This window comes from Streptomyces sp. NPDC050704 (genome assembly GCF_040654355.1).
GTDB lineage: Bacteria > Actinomycetota > Actinomycetes > Streptomycetales > Streptomycetaceae > Streptomyces.
This window is the reverse complement of record NZ_JBFAHW010000022.1, coordinates 44,845-61,470: the sequence shown is the minus strand read 5'-3', so window position 1 is coordinate 61,470 and position 16,626 is coordinate 44,845. Positions and strand designations below refer to the sequence as shown.

Genomic DNA, 16,626 nt, shown 5'->3' with positions numbered 1-16,626 from the left:
TGCTGTCCGTCGGTCAAGCCGCAGGGTCGACGGTCACGGGCTGGCCGGAGCGGCAGGACCACGGCGAGCAGCCGTCCGGGTCGCCCTCTTCGAGCTCGGCATCGGCGATCTGGCCGAAGATGTCGGTCTGCTTCTGGCGCCACTCGTGCGCGGTGACCCGGTCGATCGGCGCCAGGTCGAGCGGCAGACGCGACCGATGCAGGTACGCCTCGCCGAGGAGCGGCTTCCCGTTGGCGTTGCCCCGCGCGTTTCCGGAACGGATGGCGTGGTCGAAGGCGACCGCGTCCGCCCACTCCTCCGGCTCCTCGTCCCGCATGCGACGCCACTGGGCGTTGCCGTGGAACGGGCAGCCGATGCAGGCGGACTTGGGGGTGTCGCCGTAGCCGCGCATGTTCAGGTAGCGCTGGCAGTCGTCGCGGGTCCAGCCTTCGCGGCCGTCGGCCGCCCCCCCCATGTCGAGGAGGGGGAAGGCGTTGCGCATGTACTTCACGTCGGCGTCGCTGGCGCGGCCGATCTCGTCGCGGGAGATGCCGATCCACTGCTCGACGTACACGCCGCGCGGCACGGGCTTCGGGTGCGGATAGCCGAGGAGCACCCTGGTCTGCGCCTTGATGACCTTGACCTTGTACTCGTTCGAGCACTGGCGTCGGGTCATCCCGTCGCCGCCGTCCTGGTTCTTGATGAACAGCGGCATGGAGGCGAAGCGGTGGAGGGGGTCGAGGGCGTCGTTGCGGATGTTCCCGGCGGACACTTCGTAGATCGGGATGCCTGCGGGCTGGGCCACTTCGCGGTTCAGGCGTTCGAGGTGGCGGTACACCTTCTTCGGCTCCCAGCCGGTGTTCGCGAAGATCGCCGCGTCAGGCTTGGGGAGGCGTCCCTCGGCGGCGAGGAGAAGCACGCTGGTGGATTGCACCCCGGCGCCGAGGCTGAGGATCCGGAGGGTCGGGTCGGTCATTTCGGTCTCCTGGGGTGGGCTGGTCGGTAACCGGAGGGCAGGTCAGACGGGCTGGTCGGCGGCGGCGAGGCAGGCGGCGACGACCACGACGGTCGGGGTGCCGGCGGGGAACTCGATGACGGTGTCGTTCGGGCAGGTGAGCTTGGAGTCGTCGTCGACGCTCGTCACACCCCAGAAGGCGCCGTCCTTGCCGAGGAGGGTGGGTGCGTCGCCGGTCCAGCCCGCGGCTTCGAGGGCTTCGGCGACGTCGAGGCGGGCGTGCCAGTGGCCGGGCGCGGGGCGGCTGATGATCAGGTGGAGGTCGGTCACGGGGCTCCTTCGCGTGGATGTTGATCGTTGGACTGTCGTCTCGGTGCGCGGCCGGCGGGGTTAGGGCTTGGTGACGTGGAGTCGGCGCCGTCCGCCGCCGGGCTGCTGGTCGGGGATCACGTGGTAGCCGGCGGCCTGCAGTTCAAGCCGGTAGCGCTCGATGCCGTCCTGCTCGCCGGGCCCGTCGTGGAAGACGTTCACCTGGCGGCGGCCGTCCTGGGCGGTGCGGTAGCCGGGCCCCCAGTCGCCGTCGACGAACTCGGACGGCTCGTAGCCGTTGCGGGCCAGGACGGCGTCGACGGCGACGGCACGAATGTGGCGGGCCATCAGGACGCCTCCGACCGGGCCGTGATCTTCGCGAGCTTCTGGTCGAGGACGTAGCCGGGGTTGTCGACGAGGCTGGCCAGGGCGACCGCGGCGGTGACGATGACGTCGCAGAGTTCGTCCTGCACCTGCGGATGGGTGTGGGTGACGCCCTTGCGCGGGTTCTGCCCCATGACGCCGATCCAGGCTTGGGCTGCCTCACCCGCCTCCTCGGTAATCTTCAGCAGGCGGAGGGTGATCTCTTGTTGGCTGCGGCCGTTGCTGCGGTCCAGCCAGTCGACGAGGCCGCGGATCGTGGCCCACTGCTCGGTGCTCAACATCGGTTCTCCTGTCGGTGAGTTCGTTGCGAGGGAGGGCCGGGCAGGCGCGCGTTCTGGTCGCCGCCCGGTCCCCGCCGGGCGCGGATCAACGGGCGACATCCGCATCAGGCGGCCTCGCCCGCGTCGGGCTGCACGGATGCAGCGGAGAGCCAGGGAAGGCGGACGAACTCGAAGCCGTCCTCGAAGTCGCGGTAGAGCTGGGACTCGGAAGAAGCGCCGCATACCGGGCAGCGGAGGAGCCTGACGCCCTCGACCCAGGACATGCGCGCGCAGCCGGAGCAGCGCGTCAGCCAGGAGTTGTGGCGGCGTGTCGATGTCCAGCGGATGAAGCCGCCGTGGTTCCGGGCGATCTCGGCTTTCGAGCGGCCGGGCCAGTGGCTGTACTTCTCGTCGCTCCACGGGTCGAACGGCTTGGGCGGGTGGCCGATGATGACCATTTCACCACCGGCCCAGGAGCACGCGCAGGAGAGGTCCTCGCAGCCGCAGGCGAGCATCTTGCCGAGCTCGTAGGCCTTTTCGATCCGAGGTATGCCGGGCCCTTTGACCTCAAGCCAGACGCCTATCTCGGTCAGATGAAAGTCAGGCAGGTACCGGACTTCGGACGGAAGGACGAAGGTCTCCGGCTCGTACTCCCACGCGATGCCGAAGGAGTCCAGGGTTGCCGCCCACGAGGCCTCCAGTAGAGACCGAAACTCGGTCCCTCGGTAGATCGTCGGGAGGGCTGCGATGCCGGCCTGCTCGTCGAGGCTGCTGTCCGTCGCACGCCCGGCGCGCAGGTTCGCGGTCGCCTGACGGTCGGTGCAGTCCTTGAGGAGTTGCTCGACGTACTCCTCCCAGTCGTTTTGCTCGTTCACCAGATGGCTCCTGTCTCGGAGTGGCCTGTGAATTCGTTGGTGTCGATGGGCCGGTAGGAGATCCACGGCCACTTCTCGCCCTGCTTGATGAATTGCGGCCAGGCCCGTTCGTCGCGCATGCCGCGCCATGGCATGAAGCGACGGCCGCGGGCGCCGTCGCCGTCTTCGGCGGACTTCTCGTCTTCGACGGGGCGCAGGCCGAAACCGAACTCGGGCCAGCGCATCCACAGCGAGGAGCCGACGGGGCGCAGGGTGCGGTGCTGGCCGAAGCCGTTGTGGTGGGGGCTGTGGGCTTCCATGAAGACGGCGCATCCGGCGGTGGCGCGGGCTTCATCGAGGACGACGGAGACTTTCCGGGCGAGCTCTTCGCTATTGGGGTCGCCTGCGTGGAGCCGGTAGATCGGGCCGATGATCAGCAGGTCGGGGTTGAAGTCCTCAACGCGGCGCATCACCCATGACCGGTCTTGTGGCCGGGTGAGGTCGAGGCCTTCGGGGCGGCAGCGGATGTGGAACTGGCCGCGGCGGACCGGCAGTTCGAGGCTGTCGGCAGCGGCGAGCAAGGGCCGGAACTTGCGGCGGGATGCGGCTTCGCCGTTCTCGCAGTCGAGGACCAGCACCTTGATCGGGTCGATGGTCTTCCACGTCTCGAACGGGTGGACGCCCGCGGCGAGGGTGACGGCCATCTGTCGGAGCAGGACCGACTTGCCGCCGCCTTCCCCCGCGGTGAGGATCAGTCGGTCCATGCGCTCGATGAGGCCGGGCACGATCCAGTCGTAGGTGTCTTCGTGTTGGACGAAGTCGAGGATGTCCTCGGTCGGCATGTCGTCTTCGTCGCCAGTGCGGTCCCGCAGTTCCCGGGACATGGTGACGGCGCGTTCGATGAGTTCGCTGGTCTCGCCGTCGGGGCTGTAGCCCATCTGCACGAGCCGGGTGCCGAGTTCGATCAGCGCCCGGCGCAGGCCACGGTCCTGGACGATGTCGGCGTACCACCCACCGGTGCCCGGCGTGGGCACCGACTGGACGAGCTCAACCAGATACGACTGGCCGCCGACCTTGCTGAGCTCCCCGCGGTCGGCCAGGTACTTGCCCAGGGTGATCTGGTCGACGGGCTGGCCAGCCACGAACAAGTCGGCGATGGCGCGGTGGATCGTCGCATGCTGCGGCTTGTAGTACGCCTCGGGGGCGACAGCGGCAAGGACTTCGGCGCAGGCCCGCTGCGACATGAGGCAGGAGCCGAGCGCCGACTTCTCGGCGTCGATGTCGTTGGGCGGCTTCCGCTCGAACGGCGGAAAGTCGGGGCCGAACTCGTCGGTCACTTAGAAGATCCCCTTTTCGACGTTGGACTCGTAGCCGGCCTTCGGCTTGGTGCGGCGGACGATGTCGGCGGGCATGGCGTGCTTGGTCGTCTCCCGGTAGTGGGCTCGCAGGGCGTCGCGGGCGGCGTCGAACGGGATGTCGTCGAGGACCATCTGCCAGGCGACGACGTCGGATTCGCCGAGCGTGCGCTTGTCGATGGCGGCTGCGATGGACAGCAGGTCGGCCGTTTCGGCGAGGGTCATGCGGGCTCCTGGTTGGCGTCGGGCGCGGCCTCAAGGGCGCGCTGTTCTTGCGCACGGAATTTGGCAGCGAGGGCCTGGCCGGCTGCGAAGCGCTGGTCGGCGGTGGAGGGGCGCATCTCGACGACGTTGTTGGCCTTCTGGGCGCGAATCTCGGAGAAGGCGAACTGGAGGGTGCCGGGGCTCACCGGCTTGGACAGAGAGCCAAGGCGCTCCAAGGCGCTCCAGAGCTCGTCTGGGTTCGTGCCGTTGGCGAGGGTGTCGGCGACGACCTTGCGCACCTGTCGCTGGCTGTAGGCGTTGCCGGCGCGGTAGCGGTCGAGAAAGGACCCGGTCATCTGGTCCTCGATGGCCCTCTCGCCCGTCTGCACGACGGCGGGGCGGTCGGATGACTGGGAGGCGGGGGGGTGGGGGGTTCCCTTCCCTGTTCCCTTCCCTTCCCTTCCCTTCCCTTCCGTCAGTGAATGGTTCAGTGAAGAAACCTCACTGTCTGCATCCGCGTGACGGTCTGAGTTGAACGCTGCGTCAGATTCGTTCACTGAGTCATTCAGTGAATGGTTCCGTGAACGGTTCAGTGCGTCGTTCAGTGAGGCTTCAAGACCGGAGAGGCTCCGGGGCGGAATGAACTCCTCCCCGTCCGGGGTGTCGCGACGGCTCTTGTTGCACGCCTGGTGCGCCGCGCGAACGTTGGAAGGGTGATCGGTGCCCCCCGCGGACACCGGCCGGATGTGATCGATGGACAGGTTGTGCGAGTCGTTACTGACCGGCTTCTCCGGGATGCCGCCGCCACACAGCTGGCACGTCCAACCGTCGCGCCGGGCATACATCGCGCGAACCTGCCAGTTACCCAGCGACGGCGCAGGGAGCTTGCTCTTCTGTGGCCGGTTGATCTTTTGGTGCTTGCGGAAGTTGACGACCACGGCCATCTGCTGACGGGCCACGCCCCCGATGAACGGGAAGACGAGGCCCGAGTCGGCGAGGCACTGCATGAGCTTGCCGACGTCGCCGATCGCCAAGTCGTCGTCGTACATGAACGCCTGCGCCTTGATGTAAGCCGGCGTCCAGCGCAGGATCCCCTCGTCGTCCGCCATGTTGAACGTGGCGATGAAAAGCAGCCGCGCGTCGCGGGGCATGACGCCGAGGAGCTCGTCCTCCCAGAACTCGGGCTTCACGGTTCGGATGCGGGGCATTCGATGACTTCTTCCTGAGGGTGTTGACAGGGATCTAGGCGCACGGAACCAGGGCCTCAGGGCGGCCCGTTCTCGGTGATCTCTCGACCCCAGACACGAGAATACCGTTCGCATACGCTGTGCGCGAGTGATGACCGCGATCGCGTAGCGGAATCGCGACCGCGCATGGCAACATGAGTTGCATGACCACCGCCGAGGAGGAGATCCGAGCCGCCGCCCGCAAGCGCGAGCGGTCGAAAGCCGCGTTCGAGCGCGACGACGCAGCCCTGCGGGAGCTGTTCGTGAAGTGGCGCGCCGAAGGCAAGGGCCCCTCCGACATGGCGCGCTGGTCCGGCATGACCCGCGAGTGGGTAGCGAAGATCGCACCGGACCCCAAGGTGCAGCGCGACATCGCCGCCGCGAAGAACATCGCCGAGTCCTGACCTCATCGCTCCCCCTCCTTCTCCTCCGGCCCCGCCTCATCGGCGGGGCTTCGTCGTGTCCGGGCTAGGCGGCGGTGGCGAGTTCTGGGCCGCGGTCCTGGGAGGTGTGGAGGACGGCCCGCAGTCGGGCGCCGATCCAGGTCCCGACCTGCTTGGATACGGCGTTTCCGAAGCCGTCGACTTGGTTGCGGGCAGATCCCCAGACGCGGAACGTGCCCTTGTGCTCGGGGAAGTCGACGTCGAAGCCGCACCCGCGGCCGACCTCGTGGGCGGCCATCATGCGGAAGTAGCACTCCTCCAACGGCAGGTCGGCGAGGGCGGCCCGCCACTCCGCCATGAACGGCGCCATCGGGTCGTTGCTGAGGTCGTCGTGCGCCCATCCGGAGAACAGCAGGGCCTGGGAGGCGGCGGAGCCGACGAGGGTTCCCAGCGGGTTGGTTACGGGGTGGGCGCGGTACTTCGCCTCATTGATGGAGCCGTTGTTCTTGATGATTCCGGCGGCGGTGAGCAAGCCGGGGATCTGGTCGGAGGTGACCGTCGGCATGGCCTCGCTGTGCATCGTGGGCACGGTGTTCTGTCGGAACGGGATGACTCCGGAGGAGACGACGGCGAGCGTCTCGCTGCCGACCTGGGTGGGCAGCGGGGTATCAGCGCCGCGCGGGCCGCCCTGGTAGTTGTCCACCGCGAGCGCGATCGGCGAGGTGACCGTGCCGGTCGACAGGATCGACGTCTCCTGCTGGCTGGTCTGCGTTGATAGCGGCTGCCACGGGTGCCGCTCGCTGCCGTGCACGGCCTTCGCCGGCATGAGCACTGCGGGGAACTCGGCGAACCGTGACCGACAGCGCTCCGCGCGGGCCATAGTCGCCCGCGCAAGCGGTCCGACGAACCCGTCCGCGAACGTCTTGACCGGCTTGTCGCCGAGGCGCGTCCCGAGGTCGCTCAGGTCCAGGGCGGCCAGCGACGGTGTCATCGGCGGGACGACGGCGCGGCGGCAGCTGGGGCACCGGTACTCGTACTGCTTGCCGTAGCAGACCCGTCCGCTTTCCGGGACGCCGGTCTTCCACGTCCACACCGCTTCAACGTCCCTGTCGCAGTGGTGGCAGCGGGACACGGGCCGGTGGTCGAGGTCGGGTGCGGGGAGGGTCTTGTCCCAGAAGATCCAGTAACCCCGGTCGCGGGACTGCGGTACGCCGAAGAACTGGGAGTTGAGGTAGAGCACGGTGCCGTGGTAGCCGAGGAGGTCGAACTGCTGGAGCCACCAGCGGTAGGTGGATCCGTCGCCGATTTTCGGCTTGCCGGGGATCGCCGGGCCCCACGAGTACAGCTCAGTCGTGCATTCGACGAGGATGATCCATGGGTGGTGCTCGGCGGCGTAGTGCAGGACGCAATTCGCGGTGGCCCGGTCGCGTTCGGACTTCGTGACGCGGGCGTCGAAGTCGGGGTCGTCCAGGTCGAACAGGGACATCCGCTGCGAGTACGCCTTCACCGTGTTGGCCTGGGAGTGGTTGACGCAGCTCACGCCGGCGGCGAGGAGATCGGCCCTCGGGAGGTCGCGGGCGGAGTGGTAGTCGGAGGATTCGGGGTTGACGAGGTCTGCAATCCAGTGTTCGGCGTCCGGGTGGTTCGCCTCGTGGATCTGGACCTTGTAGGGGTTGTGGTTCGCGGCCATGATCGTTGTGAATCCGGCGTCCTCGATGCCTTTGGTGAGTCCGCCGAAGCCGCTGAAGAGGTCGACCGCGGTGTATTCGTCGTGGCGGTACCTGCGGCGGCGCTGGGCGGGCCGGTGCGTGGCGACACGGGGCTTCGTGGCAGGCTTGCGGGCGCTCATGCGGCGAGCTCCGTTTCGGTGTCGGGGTGGCGGACGAGTGCTTGCTGGAGGTGCTGCCGTGTGACGTCGAGCCGTTCGGCGGCGAGCGCCACGTCGAGCCCGGAGACCCGCATCAACTCGCGGGCGTCGTGGGCGAGGTCGGCTTCGCGGTGGGAGGCGGCGGCACGGGCCCGGAAGCGGGCCTGGTTGAGTTCCTGCACGGTGAGGTCGGCGTGCTTGTCGAGCCACGCTTCGTGGGCTTTCGTGCAGCGGTCACACATGGGGAGCTGCTGGTTGCGATGGGCCCAGTAACCGCGGTCGGTGCCGCAGAAGCCCGTCCACTCAGGGACCGCGTTCGGGTCGTCGATGTCATCCCAGGCGCCGAGCGGCGGCCAGCCTTCACGTAGCGCGCGGGCACGGGCCTGGACGTCGGTACCCGGCTGGGCGTGGAGGGAAGCGACCGCTTCCCGCACGGCCAGGTCGGTCTTGAGGGTGACGTGCTCGCAGATACCTCGGGCCATGTCGATGAGGCGGGTCTCTGCGATGCCCATCATCTGGCCGACCTTCCGCGGGCCGTGGCCGGCCGCGTACAGACCGCGGATGCGTCGCACCGTTCCGATGGAGGGCCGCATCCCTTGGGTGCTGAAGTCGCCGGGTCGGACGGCGAGGATGCGTTCGCCTTGGGTGCGCTGGCATTTCGGGTTGGGGCGCTGGAGGAGGCGACTAATGGTGGATTGGTCGATGTCTGCGTGGCGGGCGATGAGGCACTGGCTCATGCCGGTCGCGATGCATTTGTGCAGGTGGGCGATGATGGGTGCGGCGTCGATGCGGCGGGGCCTTCCGGCCAGCCGGTCGAGTGTGCGTTCTTGACCGGCCCGGGAGGCTCCGGCGACGCACTTGGGGCAGCGGCAGGGCGGGCGGCTTCCGCTCAGGGTGCCCTTGTAGCGGCCCTGGCTTCCGTGGGGCGGTATAGGCCTGGTCACGGCTTCTCCTTCCGGGTGTCGGCGTTCCAGATGGCGGTGCACTCTTCGAGGTCCGGCTGGTCGTGTCCGGCCTGCATGGGCGGCTCGTCGAGTTGTCGGCGCCAGGCGGCCAACGTGTGGCGGCGGCAGGCGTAGTCGATGGCCCGGCATCCCGCCCACCGGACCGCCCATGCGGCGCCCGCAAGAGCAAGTCCGGGCCCGAAGGTTTCGGTGGTGTCGGCGAGCCACAGCCAGGCGTTGACCAGGCCGTTGACCGTCTCGGGGGTGACCTCGCCCATCACGTCCGCCTCCTGTGCCTGCGGTCGGCGATGGATGCGATGACGGCGACGAGGCCGAGGAGCAGGCCGAACAGGCCGCAGAACAGGGCGATGTCGCACATCAGGCAGCCCGCCTCTGGTCGGCGCGGGCAGCTCGTCGTGCGGCGGCGATACGGTGGCCCTTGTCGGTGAGCGTCCACACCGCGATGCGATGCGCATGCGTGTTGACCTGCGTGGATGGCACCATGCGGTCGGTGTGGGCGATGATTCCGCCGACGCGCAGCGAGTTGATAGCGGCGCCGAGGAAGCCGTGACCGAGTTCCGGCAGCACGTCGCGGAGGTCGTTGCAGGACCATTCGTCGTGCCGCTGTCCGAAGTGGAAGACGGCCTGCTCGACGATGAACTGATCCCACGAGGACTGGTCGGCGATCTCCTCCAGCAGGACATCCTTCTCGGCGGAGGCGAGACGTTCGGCGGGGTTGAGCTTGCGGGCCATGGTGGGCTCCTCCAGGCTGTGGTGTTCTGGGTTGGTGGCCGGCCGCATTGCCCGCGGCCGGCCCGTTGCGTGTGCGGGCTACTGCTGGGCGTTCTTGAGCGCGACGCCGCGCTCCTTGATGGCGTCGCCGAGGGTCGTCGGCTGGCCGGTCTGCGGGTGCAGGAGCGGGGTGGCGAGGGCGCTGTGCGACTCGACTTCGCGGTACAGGGAGAGCAGTCCGTCGACGGTGGCGTCGTCCGCGAACGCGGCATCGATCCACGCGCTGGCGTCGAGCGGCTTACTGCCGTCGTTCAGCCAGTCGAGGAGCGGCCTGGCGATGTCACGGTCGCCGTCGGGCTTCTCGATGACCTGCTGGTGCAGGGACGGGCAGCGGGACTTGAGGAATCGCAGCCGGTTGGTGATGTCCATCTCCGCAGCGACGCCGAACTCGTACTCGATGCCCTTGCGCTGCTCGGCGCGCATCCCGACCATGGTCGGTTCCTTGCGTCCGCGGTCGTTCTCCTGCAACACCCACTCGGTCTGCGATCGCATCGTCACGACGACGTGACCGGGGTAGGCGAGCAACGCTTCGACCATGTCGTTCTGCATGGGGGTGCCGTCCTTCCACCCCGCGAAGCTGTTCCCGCCGTACTTCGACTTGGCCTTCTCGACCTGGTCGAGGGTGCCGTCAGTGCCCTTCCAATAGTGGGAGAGGCTGTCGACCATGACGACCGGGTAGCGGGCCTTCGCGGCGGAGGCGAGCGCCTTGACGAGGTCGCGAGGGTCGTAGCGGTGCATCGGCAGCGAGTCGAACTGGATGCCGCGGTCGCCGATATAGAGGGACGCGGAGCCGCGTTCGGTGTCGATGACCGCGAACCGCTCACCGAGGGCGAGGCCGTGGGCGAGGGCGAGGGACGTCCAGGTCTTGCCGGAGCCGGAGACGCCCTGGATGGAGACGCGCGCTTTGGCGCCGTCCTTGGTGGCGGGCCGGAAGGTGAACGGGCCGTCGTCGTACTCGTTGGCCTGCGGCTGCTGCTGACGTCCTGCACGGACGGGCTGGCCGAGCGGCTGGGTCATGTGGGCTTCTCCTAGGCGTACTGGCGCTCGACCCACGAGGGGAGCGAGACCATCGGGTTGGGCATGTAGCCGGGCCATTCGCCGGACTCGCGGCAGAAGGCGTAGGCGTTGAGGGCGACCGTGTTGAGGTGGCGTCCGACTTCGCGGGCCATCGGGTCGCAGGTCGTGATGACTACCAGGTAGGGCGGCTCTTTCTCCTGCAGCACGAACTGGAACGGCTTCTCGGGGTCGATCAGGTCGAGGGCCAGTCCGGCGTCGAGGTAGTACTCCTGCTGCTGGTGGTAGCCCCAGTCGTGGATCACCTTCGGCAGGTCGAAGGGGTTCGCCGACTTCGTGGTCTTGTAGTCGACGAGCTGGCCGTCGTGGCGCAGCCAGTCGAAGCGGGCCCGCCGCCAGATGCCGTTGTCCTCCCAGAACGCGGACCGTTCGGCGACACCGGACTCGGGATCGAGGAGTGCCGAGGCTTCGGGGTCGGCCCGCAGGGCAGCGACCATGGCTTTGACCTGCTCCAGCTCGGACGGCTTGAGCGGCGTCTTGCCCTCGGAGCGGATCGCGGCGACCTCAGCCTTGACTGCGTTGGTGGTCCACTTCTCCGCGTTGACGACGACCAGCTCGGGACCGTTGCCGAGGACGAGCGTGTGGGCCGCAGTCCCGAGGTCGAACTCCTTCTTCGGTGGCTGCGGGTGCTCGGACCAGTACTTGAACTTGGCGGGACACTGGGTGGCGAGCTTGCGGGCGCCAGTTGAGGAGAGGCTGCCGCCGGGCACGGGGTCCTGGTGATACAGCTCGGCGGGGATGTCGTACAGGCCGGGCTCGACCGCAGTTGGCGCTTCGACGGTGGTCGTCATGAGCTCAGCCCCCGAAGCGCGTCCTCGATGTCGTCGCGGGCGCCCGCGATGCGCGCGGTGAGGTCGTCGACCTGCCCTTGCAGCGAGTCGCGCTCCTTGGCCACGTCGGCGTAGTTGTCGCGCAGTTCGGAGAGTTCGTCTTCGAGGTTGCCGACCAGCTCTTCCAGTTCTTCGCTGCTCGCTGCGGCGGTCACGCGGCACCGTCCAGGGGCATCGGGCGGGCGCAGGCTTCGCACAGGCCGGCGTCGGCGATGGGCCCGTCGGAGTTCTTGCAGCGCGGGCAACGTCCGGCGGCCAGGTCGAGGAGGTAGGCGACGCCGTTCGGGTCGTACTTGATGGCGGTGATCGCGGCCACGTAGTCGGGGAATCCGGCGGCGAAGCGGTCCCGGTTGAGGTTGTCGGCACGGGAGATGAGGCTGATGAGGTCTTCCGCCCAGTCGCCTGCCGGATGCCCGCCGCGGCCGTAGTGGTTCAGGACGTGCGCGGCGACGTCCGGCGGAATGGTGGGGCTGCTGGTGCTCATGATTCTCCGTTTCTGGGTGCACTGAAGGCGGGCCGCCAGCCCCGACCGGGGGGTTGGTGAGGGCTGGCGGCCCTGGGCGGCGCGGAGTGGGGGGCTCGACGCGCCGCCGGTCTGTGGGGCCAGTCGGCTACTTGGCCTTGAGTCCGGCCTTGACGGCGCCCGCGATCTGCTCGCTGACCTGGCTGCCGATCTGTCCGGCGACCAAGTCGCGGGCCTGCTTGACGGCGTCGGCGATCTCGGCCTTGAAGACCCGATCGACTTCGGCCCGCACCAGTTGCTGGAGGACGGTGCCCGCCTCGCGCCGGTACTTGTCGGCCGGCTCCTTCATGAACTTGCGGGCCTCGTCGACGATGACCTCGGACAGTGTGGTCTCCTGTCCGGTCGGCTCGCCGTAGCCGTTCGTCTTCTTGATCGGCCGGGTGACTGCCTCCGCGATGGCCGGGCGGATCGCGGCCCGGATCTCCTCATCGCGGATCTCGGTGACCTTGTCGCGCAGCCGCGGGTAGCGGTCGTCACGGACGACCCGCTCGACGATCTGCGCGGCCACCAGATCGGCGACGGTGCGCTCCTTGCCGGACGAAACGAGGCCACCGTCCTCGTCGTAGTCCATGACGTCCGCGACGACGGTGGCGAGGGTGATGTCGTCGACCTTGATCTCGATGTTCAACGCTTCTCCTGGGATGATCGATCCGGGATCCCCGGGCGGCGCCTCCGCTCGGGGGTTTCTGATTCACCGGCCGCCCGTACCTGACCGGACGGGCGGCCGGGAGCTAAGCGGCGCCCACGTCGGCCTGCTTCTGGCTGGCCTTGCTGACGACGTACTCGTCGATGGCGAACAGCCCGTCGTCCTGCGGCGGGATCGCCTTCTCGGCCTTGCGGATCTTGGCGAGCACCGCGTCATAGCAGGTCGTGCTCATCGCGGCCAGGCGCCGGGCCGGCAGCTGGGCTGCGGTCGTGAAGTCGCCCTCACCTATCGGGTCGCGCGGCATCGCGATGAGCACGACCTTGCCCTTCTTGCTGATGTGCTTGCCGTTCTCCAGCGGGCACCGGCTCTGTACGCCGCGGCGGTTCGGGTCGTGCTTCTGGCCGCACGCGCCGCGGCACTCGCAGCGGTCGCCGGCGTTCTTCATGACCGCGGTCCACAGGGCGGCGCCGACTATCGGCGGGCGGACGGTCATGACGGCCTCCCCAACACCGTGTAGTGCGGTGTCGTCTCCAGCGATTCGCGGGGCGGTCCGTCGCATCCGGTGATCGGCCGCGGGTTGTCGTCGCCGACACGCCAGTGAGTTACGCCGCCGACGAGGCCCTGCACGGCGACGATCAGCGCGCCGTCGTCGTCGCGGGCGAAGGCCGGATCCACCGACCCGGCGGCGAGCGCTGCCAGCAGATTGGACAGCAGGTCGCTCTTCGCCTCGGCGATGGTTCGGCCGCGGCCTGCGATCGGTCCGATGGAGGCGGTGTACTGGCCCTGCCGCCCCCAGCCCTTCTGGATGTCGATCGGGATGGTCAGCTTCGACTCGACCATCACGCCCCCTCCGGCGCCGGGTGCTGCTCGATGACTGCGCGGATCGCCTTGATCGACGGGGTGTCGTGCTGAGCCCTGCGGTCCGGGGTGACGGACAGCCCGAACTGGGTCCGGCGGGCGACGCCAGGAGCGACGAAGTACGACAGGTTGTATTGCCACTTCGCGCCGTGATCGGCCGCCCGACTCACTCGGATGTTCATCACGAAGCCTTCGTCGCGCGGCGCCCACGCCTGCTGCGCGGTCCACCCGTTCGCGTCGGCGAGCGCGAACAGCTCGGCGATCGGCTTCGGCGGGACGTACCCGGCGGGCGCGGTGTCCGTGATCCCGGATTCGAGCCTGTGCTGCGTGGTGTCACGGACGCGCTTCTCGGCCGGAGTGAGAACGCTGTCGCGCGCCAGGGCCGCGTCCAGGGTGACGGTGCGCCCGCTGTAGCGGCAGGTCCAGCCGATCCCGGTCGCGTCGCTGATCACGGAGCGCCGTTGGCCGTTCATGTCATACGTCGACTTCGGCTCGTGCGTGGTCAGCTCTCCGCTGCGGACCCCCGAGGTGCTGCCGCACGGGCACAGCACCTCGACGCGGTGCAGCAACTCGGACCACACGTTCGGAAGGAGGATCGATGGGTCGTGTTTCGGCTCGGCGGCCAGGCGTTCCAGCGTGGTCGTCACAGGATTCCCTCCATGGGATGCTGATCTCGGACTCCCGCCTGTTAGCCCCAGGCGGGGGTTTTGCGTTGGGCGCCGCCGCGCTGGCCGGTGTCATCCGGCGCGGCGGCAGTTCAGTCGCGACTAGCCCAGGCGGGCACGTGCGCGGGGTCGGTGGTGCCGAAGGCCTGCTGCAGGGTGATGACGGGGATCGGCCCGGTCGCCTGGTCCTCAATCGCGCTGGTGTCGCGTTCCATGGGCGGCACGTCGATGCGGTGCGCGTTCGCTTCCGCGGCGAGTTGGGGCCCGAACTTGGCGCGGAGGGCGAGGGCTTCGTCCCGCCAGTCGTCGCGCTCCGACTGCATCTGCGCGGCTTCCACCTCGGCGTCCTGCCGCAACTCCTCGACCCGGTGCAGGCCCGCGTTGGTGGTGACGACGTCGTGCATGAGGAGCTCGAAGAAGTCGTCGGCGGCGGCCTGCCGGTTGAGGAGGGCCACGTTCTCGACGCGGAGGCCGCTCAGCTGCTGCTCGTACTTTTCGGTGAGCTCGGCGAGTTCGACGGCGTGCGCCTTCTGTAGCTCGGCGATACGGACGTCGGCAGAGTGCTTCGGCTTCTTCTGCCAGCGGCTCGGCACGAGGTGCATGGTCATGTCTGCTCCTTGCGGGTGTATCCGATGGCGTCGAGGAGTTCGAGCAGCCCAGCGGCGATGACCGGGTCCTTGGCGAGCTGCCGGCCCGCGAACTGCGGCATCAAGTCGTCGAGCGGGTGCGGGTTCTCCGCCGCGACCTGGTCGGCGATCCGCACGGCCGCGGCGCGTTCCAGCCGCCGCCGTGCGTCGGGGGCAATGCAGGGGACGACAATCGCCGACGACTCGATCTCCCGGCCGCTCATGCCGCCGCCCTCCGCGGCTGCCATGTGGTGAGCGCGTTGCCGTCGGCATGCCAGGTCTGGGGCTGGTTCCAGTCGGCGGCCGGGTAGGCACCCTGCATGAGGGCCGTGAGCTGCCGTGAGCCACCGCGGGGCAGCTTCAGGTGCCGCTTGGTGCCCTCCGCGCGGGCCGTCACCACATACACGCGCTCCTTGGGGCCCTCTGGGTCGATCCATACGGGGGTGAGGAGGATGGTGGCCGCGCCCGGGGCGATGCGGTGCACCCGGTAGCTGAGCTGCTTCGCATGCCTGCGTCGGCGGCTTGCGGACGACTTCCGCGGGTGCAGCGGGTTCGACTCGCGGTCCATCGTCCGGCGTGATCGCTGCAGCTCGAAGAACTCGCCCCGCACCCCGCGTGACCAGTCGGCCAGGTTGGGGCCGTACACGGTGCAGTAGTCGCGGTCGAGGGCGATCAGCGCGTCCTCGACGTCGTCGACGGCCGGAGTCTCGATGACGGTGCTCATGCGGCCACCGCCGTGAGGAGGGCCATGTTGCGGCTGTAGCCGACCAGGTTGACGCGGGCGTCGGCGATCTCCGCAGCCGCGGTCAGGACGACCGTGGTGTCACCGCTCTGCAGGTTGTGCCGGACGGCGCCGGAGTCGATGCCGAGCGCCTCCCGCCACGCCTCGAACGCGGCGAGGTCGTTGTGCACGGCCAGGTCGAGGCGGCCCGGGACGTTCGGCGAGATGGCGATGTTGAGGGCGGGGAGTTCCGGGTGGTCGGCGGTGAGGAGTCGCAGGAGCGCCAGCGGACGGGACAGGTCGGCGATGGTGGTCACAGCGGTCACGGCGTCTCCTCGGAGGGCAGGTCAGTGGTGGTGTCGGGCTGGTTGTCGGCGATCTGCTGCAGCAGCACGTCCAGCGGTGTGTCCGCGCGGGTGATGTGCGGCGGCGGGGACTGGAATCGCTTCGACGGGAGCGTCATGCCGGGCCCCCGGTCATCTCGTTGTGCAGCCGGGCCAGCTGGGTGTCGCGGATGCGCAGCGCCTGCCGGGCGGCAGCGAGCTCGACGCGGGTACGGTCCAGCTCGACGAGGAGTGCGACGGTCTCCTCGGACCGCTCACCGCGCGTCCGGGTGAAACCGCACAGCTCGCATCGGGCATGGGTGAACGAGCCGCCAGACCAGGCATGCATGCCGTCACGGCGGCCATTCGCCTGCGCCTCGGGGCAGACCATGCCAGCGACAGCGCGCTCCCGGATCTCGGCCTCAAGCTCGGCCGTCAGCCGGTCCGCGTCCTGGACGAGGTCCGCCGACATCGGGATGCCCGACTTGGCGATCCGGGCAGCAACCGTGGGGTCGAAGGCGGTCATGAGGCACCGCCGCAGGTGTTACAGGTGAACCCGGCGGGAGCATCGCCCCTGCAAGTCGGACAGAAGACCGGCTCGTTCAGGATCGCCTCAGCGGTCGTGCCGAGCGCCTTCGCGGCCAGCACCAGGAAGTCGACGGGGATCGTGCCCTTCCGTCCACCCTCCCAGTTGGCGAGCATCGCGCGGCTGACGGGGAACCCGAGATCGGTGACTGCATCGGCGAGCTTCTGCGCCGAGACCTTGTGGATCTGCCGGAGGGCCCGGAGCTTCGCGATGACCTCGGTGGAGATGGGGGCGTTCACGAGGCCTCACCTCGGCTGTTACG

Annotated in this window: 28 protein-coding genes; 1 reads left to right on the top strand and 27 read right to left on the bottom strand. The window is 68.9% G+C overall.

Translation table 11 applies throughout. The features are described 5' to 3' along the window. Window positions 1-13 precede the first annotated feature (13 nt). The 8 genes from AB0I18_RS15460 to AB0I18_RS15425 all read right to left on the bottom strand — a co-directional run bounded on the left by AB0I18_RS15460 (window position 14) and on the right by AB0I18_RS15425 (window position 5,508). Window positions 14-955 carry a hypothetical protein gene (locus AB0I18_RS15460; RefSeq protein WP_363105969.1) on the bottom strand — a complete coding sequence of 314 codons (942 nt, stop codon included), beginning with the start codon at window positions 953-955 and terminating at the stop codon, window positions 14-16. A gap of 42 nt (window positions 956-997) precedes the next feature. Further along, the gene (locus AB0I18_RS15455; protein WP_363105968.1) at window positions 998-1,264 is read right to left on the bottom strand and encodes a hypothetical protein; all 267 of its coding nucleotides are present in this window, start codon (window positions 1,262-1,264) and stop codon (window positions 998-1,000) included. A 60-nt stretch (window positions 1,265-1,324) separates the two neighbouring features. Beyond that, window positions 1,325-1,591 carry a hypothetical protein gene (locus tag AB0I18_RS15450; protein WP_363105967.1) on the bottom strand — a complete coding sequence of 89 codons (267 nt, stop codon included), beginning with the start codon at window positions 1,589-1,591 and terminating at the stop codon, window positions 1,325-1,327. Then, the gene (locus AB0I18_RS15445) at window positions 1,591-1,908 is read right to left on the bottom strand and encodes a MazG-like family protein (RefSeq protein WP_363105966.1); all 318 of its coding nucleotides are present in this window, start codon (window positions 1,906-1,908) and stop codon (window positions 1,591-1,593) included. The genes AB0I18_RS15450 and AB0I18_RS15445 overlap by 1 nt, the downstream gene beginning before the upstream one ends. Window positions 1,909-2,012: 104 nt before the next feature. Further along, a complete protein-coding gene (locus AB0I18_RS15440) occupies window positions 2,013-2,762 on the bottom strand; it encodes a hypothetical protein (protein WP_363105965.1) in 750 nt (249 codons plus the stop codon). Beyond that, the gene (locus AB0I18_RS15435; RefSeq protein ID WP_363105964.1) at window positions 2,759-4,078 is read right to left on the bottom strand and encodes a DnaB-like helicase N-terminal domain-containing protein; all 1,320 of its coding nucleotides are present in this window, start codon (window positions 4,076-4,078) and stop codon (window positions 2,759-2,761) included. Before AB0I18_RS15435 ends, AB0I18_RS15440 begins: the two co-directional genes overlap by 4 nt. Continuing rightward, on the bottom strand, window positions 4,079-4,321 hold the full coding sequence (locus AB0I18_RS15430) for a hypothetical protein (RefSeq protein WP_363105963.1): 243 nt from the start codon (window positions 4,319-4,321) through the stop codon (window positions 4,079-4,081). Beyond that, window positions 4,318-5,508 carry an HNH endonuclease signature motif containing protein gene (locus AB0I18_RS15425; protein WP_363105962.1) on the bottom strand — a complete coding sequence of 397 codons (1,191 nt, stop codon included), beginning with the start codon at window positions 5,506-5,508 and terminating at the stop codon, window positions 4,318-4,320. Before AB0I18_RS15425 ends, AB0I18_RS15430 begins: the two co-directional genes overlap by 4 nt. Window positions 5,509-5,690: 182 nt before the next feature. On the opposite strand from AB0I18_RS15425, the gene AB0I18_RS15420 reads away from it, so the two are divergent. Beyond that, a complete protein-coding gene (locus AB0I18_RS15420; protein WP_363105961.1) occupies window positions 5,691-5,930 on the top strand; it encodes a hypothetical protein in 240 nt (79 codons plus the stop codon). Between the two features lie 64 nt (window positions 5,931-5,994). Here the strand turns inward: AB0I18_RS15420 and AB0I18_RS15415 are convergent, their stop codons facing one another. The 19 genes from AB0I18_RS15415 to AB0I18_RS15325 all read right to left on the bottom strand — a co-directional run bounded on the left by AB0I18_RS15415 (window position 5,995) and on the right by AB0I18_RS15325 (window position 16,603). Further along, on the bottom strand, window positions 5,995-7,758 hold the full coding sequence (locus AB0I18_RS15415; RefSeq protein ID WP_363105960.1) for a DNA cytosine methyltransferase: 1,764 nt from the start codon (window positions 7,756-7,758) through the stop codon (window positions 5,995-5,997). Further along, window positions 7,755-8,720 carry a hypothetical protein gene (locus tag AB0I18_RS15410; protein ID WP_363105959.1) on the bottom strand — a complete coding sequence of 322 codons (966 nt, stop codon included), beginning with the start codon at window positions 8,718-8,720 and terminating at the stop codon, window positions 7,755-7,757. Before AB0I18_RS15410 ends, AB0I18_RS15415 begins: the two co-directional genes overlap by 4 nt. Then, a complete protein-coding gene (locus AB0I18_RS15405) occupies window positions 8,717-8,998 on the bottom strand; it encodes a hypothetical protein (protein ID WP_363105958.1) in 282 nt (93 codons plus the stop codon). Before AB0I18_RS15405 ends, AB0I18_RS15410 begins: the two co-directional genes overlap by 4 nt. 100 nt (window positions 8,999-9,098) lie before the next feature. Then, on the bottom strand, window positions 9,099-9,473 hold the full coding sequence (locus AB0I18_RS15400) for a hypothetical protein (protein ID WP_363105957.1): 375 nt from the start codon (window positions 9,471-9,473) through the stop codon (window positions 9,099-9,101). Between the two features lie 78 nt (window positions 9,474-9,551). Then, complete coding sequence (locus tag AB0I18_RS15395) at window positions 9,552-10,529, bottom strand: ATP-binding protein (protein WP_363105956.1); 978 nt, start codon at window positions 10,527-10,529, stop codon at window positions 9,552-9,554. Window positions 10,530-10,540: 11 nt separating this feature from the next. Further along, the gene (locus AB0I18_RS15390) at window positions 10,541-11,377 is read right to left on the bottom strand and encodes a PD-(D/E)XK nuclease-like domain-containing protein (RefSeq protein WP_363105955.1); all 837 of its coding nucleotides are present in this window, start codon (window positions 11,375-11,377) and stop codon (window positions 10,541-10,543) included. Beyond that, window positions 11,374-11,571, bottom strand: coding sequence for a hypothetical protein (locus AB0I18_RS15385; RefSeq protein WP_363105954.1), 198 nt, complete (start codon window positions 11,569-11,571; stop codon window positions 11,374-11,376). The genes AB0I18_RS15390 and AB0I18_RS15385 overlap by 4 nt, the downstream gene beginning before the upstream one ends. Next, complete coding sequence (locus AB0I18_RS15380) at window positions 11,568-11,900, bottom strand: hypothetical protein (RefSeq protein WP_363105953.1); 333 nt, start codon at window positions 11,898-11,900, stop codon at window positions 11,568-11,570. Before AB0I18_RS15380 ends, AB0I18_RS15385 begins: the two co-directional genes overlap by 4 nt. Window positions 11,901-12,027: 127 nt before the next feature. Next, on the bottom strand, window positions 12,028-12,567 hold the full coding sequence (locus tag AB0I18_RS15375) for a hypothetical protein (RefSeq protein WP_363105952.1): 540 nt from the start codon (window positions 12,565-12,567) through the stop codon (window positions 12,028-12,030). A 103-nt stretch (window positions 12,568-12,670) separates the two neighbouring features. Next, the gene (locus AB0I18_RS15370) at window positions 12,671-13,078 is read right to left on the bottom strand and encodes a hypothetical protein (RefSeq protein WP_363105951.1); all 408 of its coding nucleotides are present in this window, start codon (window positions 13,076-13,078) and stop codon (window positions 12,671-12,673) included. After that, a complete protein-coding gene (locus AB0I18_RS15365) occupies window positions 13,075-13,425 on the bottom strand; it encodes a hypothetical protein (protein WP_363105950.1) in 351 nt (116 codons plus the stop codon). The genes AB0I18_RS15370 and AB0I18_RS15365 overlap by 4 nt, the downstream gene beginning before the upstream one ends. Next, entirely contained in the window at window positions 13,425-14,090 is a 666-nt protein-coding gene (locus AB0I18_RS15360) for a hypothetical protein (protein WP_363105949.1), read from the bottom strand. Before AB0I18_RS15360 ends, AB0I18_RS15365 begins: the two co-directional genes overlap by 1 nt. A gap of 110 nt (window positions 14,091-14,200) precedes the next feature. Beyond that, the gene (locus AB0I18_RS15355; RefSeq protein WP_363105948.1) at window positions 14,201-14,716 is read right to left on the bottom strand and encodes a hypothetical protein; all 516 of its coding nucleotides are present in this window, start codon (window positions 14,714-14,716) and stop codon (window positions 14,201-14,203) included. After that, the gene (locus tag AB0I18_RS15350; protein WP_363105947.1) at window positions 14,713-14,982 is read right to left on the bottom strand and encodes a hypothetical protein; all 270 of its coding nucleotides are present in this window, start codon (window positions 14,980-14,982) and stop codon (window positions 14,713-14,715) included. The genes AB0I18_RS15355 and AB0I18_RS15350 overlap by 4 nt, the downstream gene beginning before the upstream one ends. Beyond that, on the bottom strand, window positions 14,955-15,458 hold the full coding sequence (locus AB0I18_RS15345; protein ID WP_363105946.1) for a hypothetical protein: 504 nt from the start codon (window positions 15,456-15,458) through the stop codon (window positions 14,955-14,957). The genes AB0I18_RS15350 and AB0I18_RS15345 overlap by 28 nt, the downstream gene beginning before the upstream one ends. Next, complete coding sequence (locus tag AB0I18_RS15340; RefSeq protein ID WP_363105945.1) at window positions 15,455-15,781, bottom strand: hypothetical protein; 327 nt, start codon at window positions 15,779-15,781, stop codon at window positions 15,455-15,457. The genes AB0I18_RS15345 and AB0I18_RS15340 overlap by 4 nt, the downstream gene beginning before the upstream one ends. After that, window positions 15,778-15,918 (bottom strand): hypothetical protein, encoded by a 141-nt coding sequence (locus AB0I18_RS15335; protein WP_363105944.1) that lies wholly within the window; start codon window positions 15,916-15,918, stop codon window positions 15,778-15,780. The genes AB0I18_RS15340 and AB0I18_RS15335 overlap by 4 nt, the downstream gene beginning before the upstream one ends. Beyond that, on the bottom strand, window positions 15,915-16,304 hold the full coding sequence (locus AB0I18_RS15330; RefSeq protein WP_363105943.1) for a hypothetical protein: 390 nt from the start codon (window positions 16,302-16,304) through the stop codon (window positions 15,915-15,917). The genes AB0I18_RS15335 and AB0I18_RS15330 overlap by 4 nt, the downstream gene beginning before the upstream one ends. Then, complete coding sequence (locus AB0I18_RS15325; RefSeq protein ID WP_363105942.1) at window positions 16,301-16,603, bottom strand: hypothetical protein; 303 nt, start codon at window positions 16,601-16,603, stop codon at window positions 16,301-16,303. Before AB0I18_RS15325 ends, AB0I18_RS15330 begins: the two co-directional genes overlap by 4 nt. Window positions 16,604-16,626 lie beyond the last annotated feature (23 nt).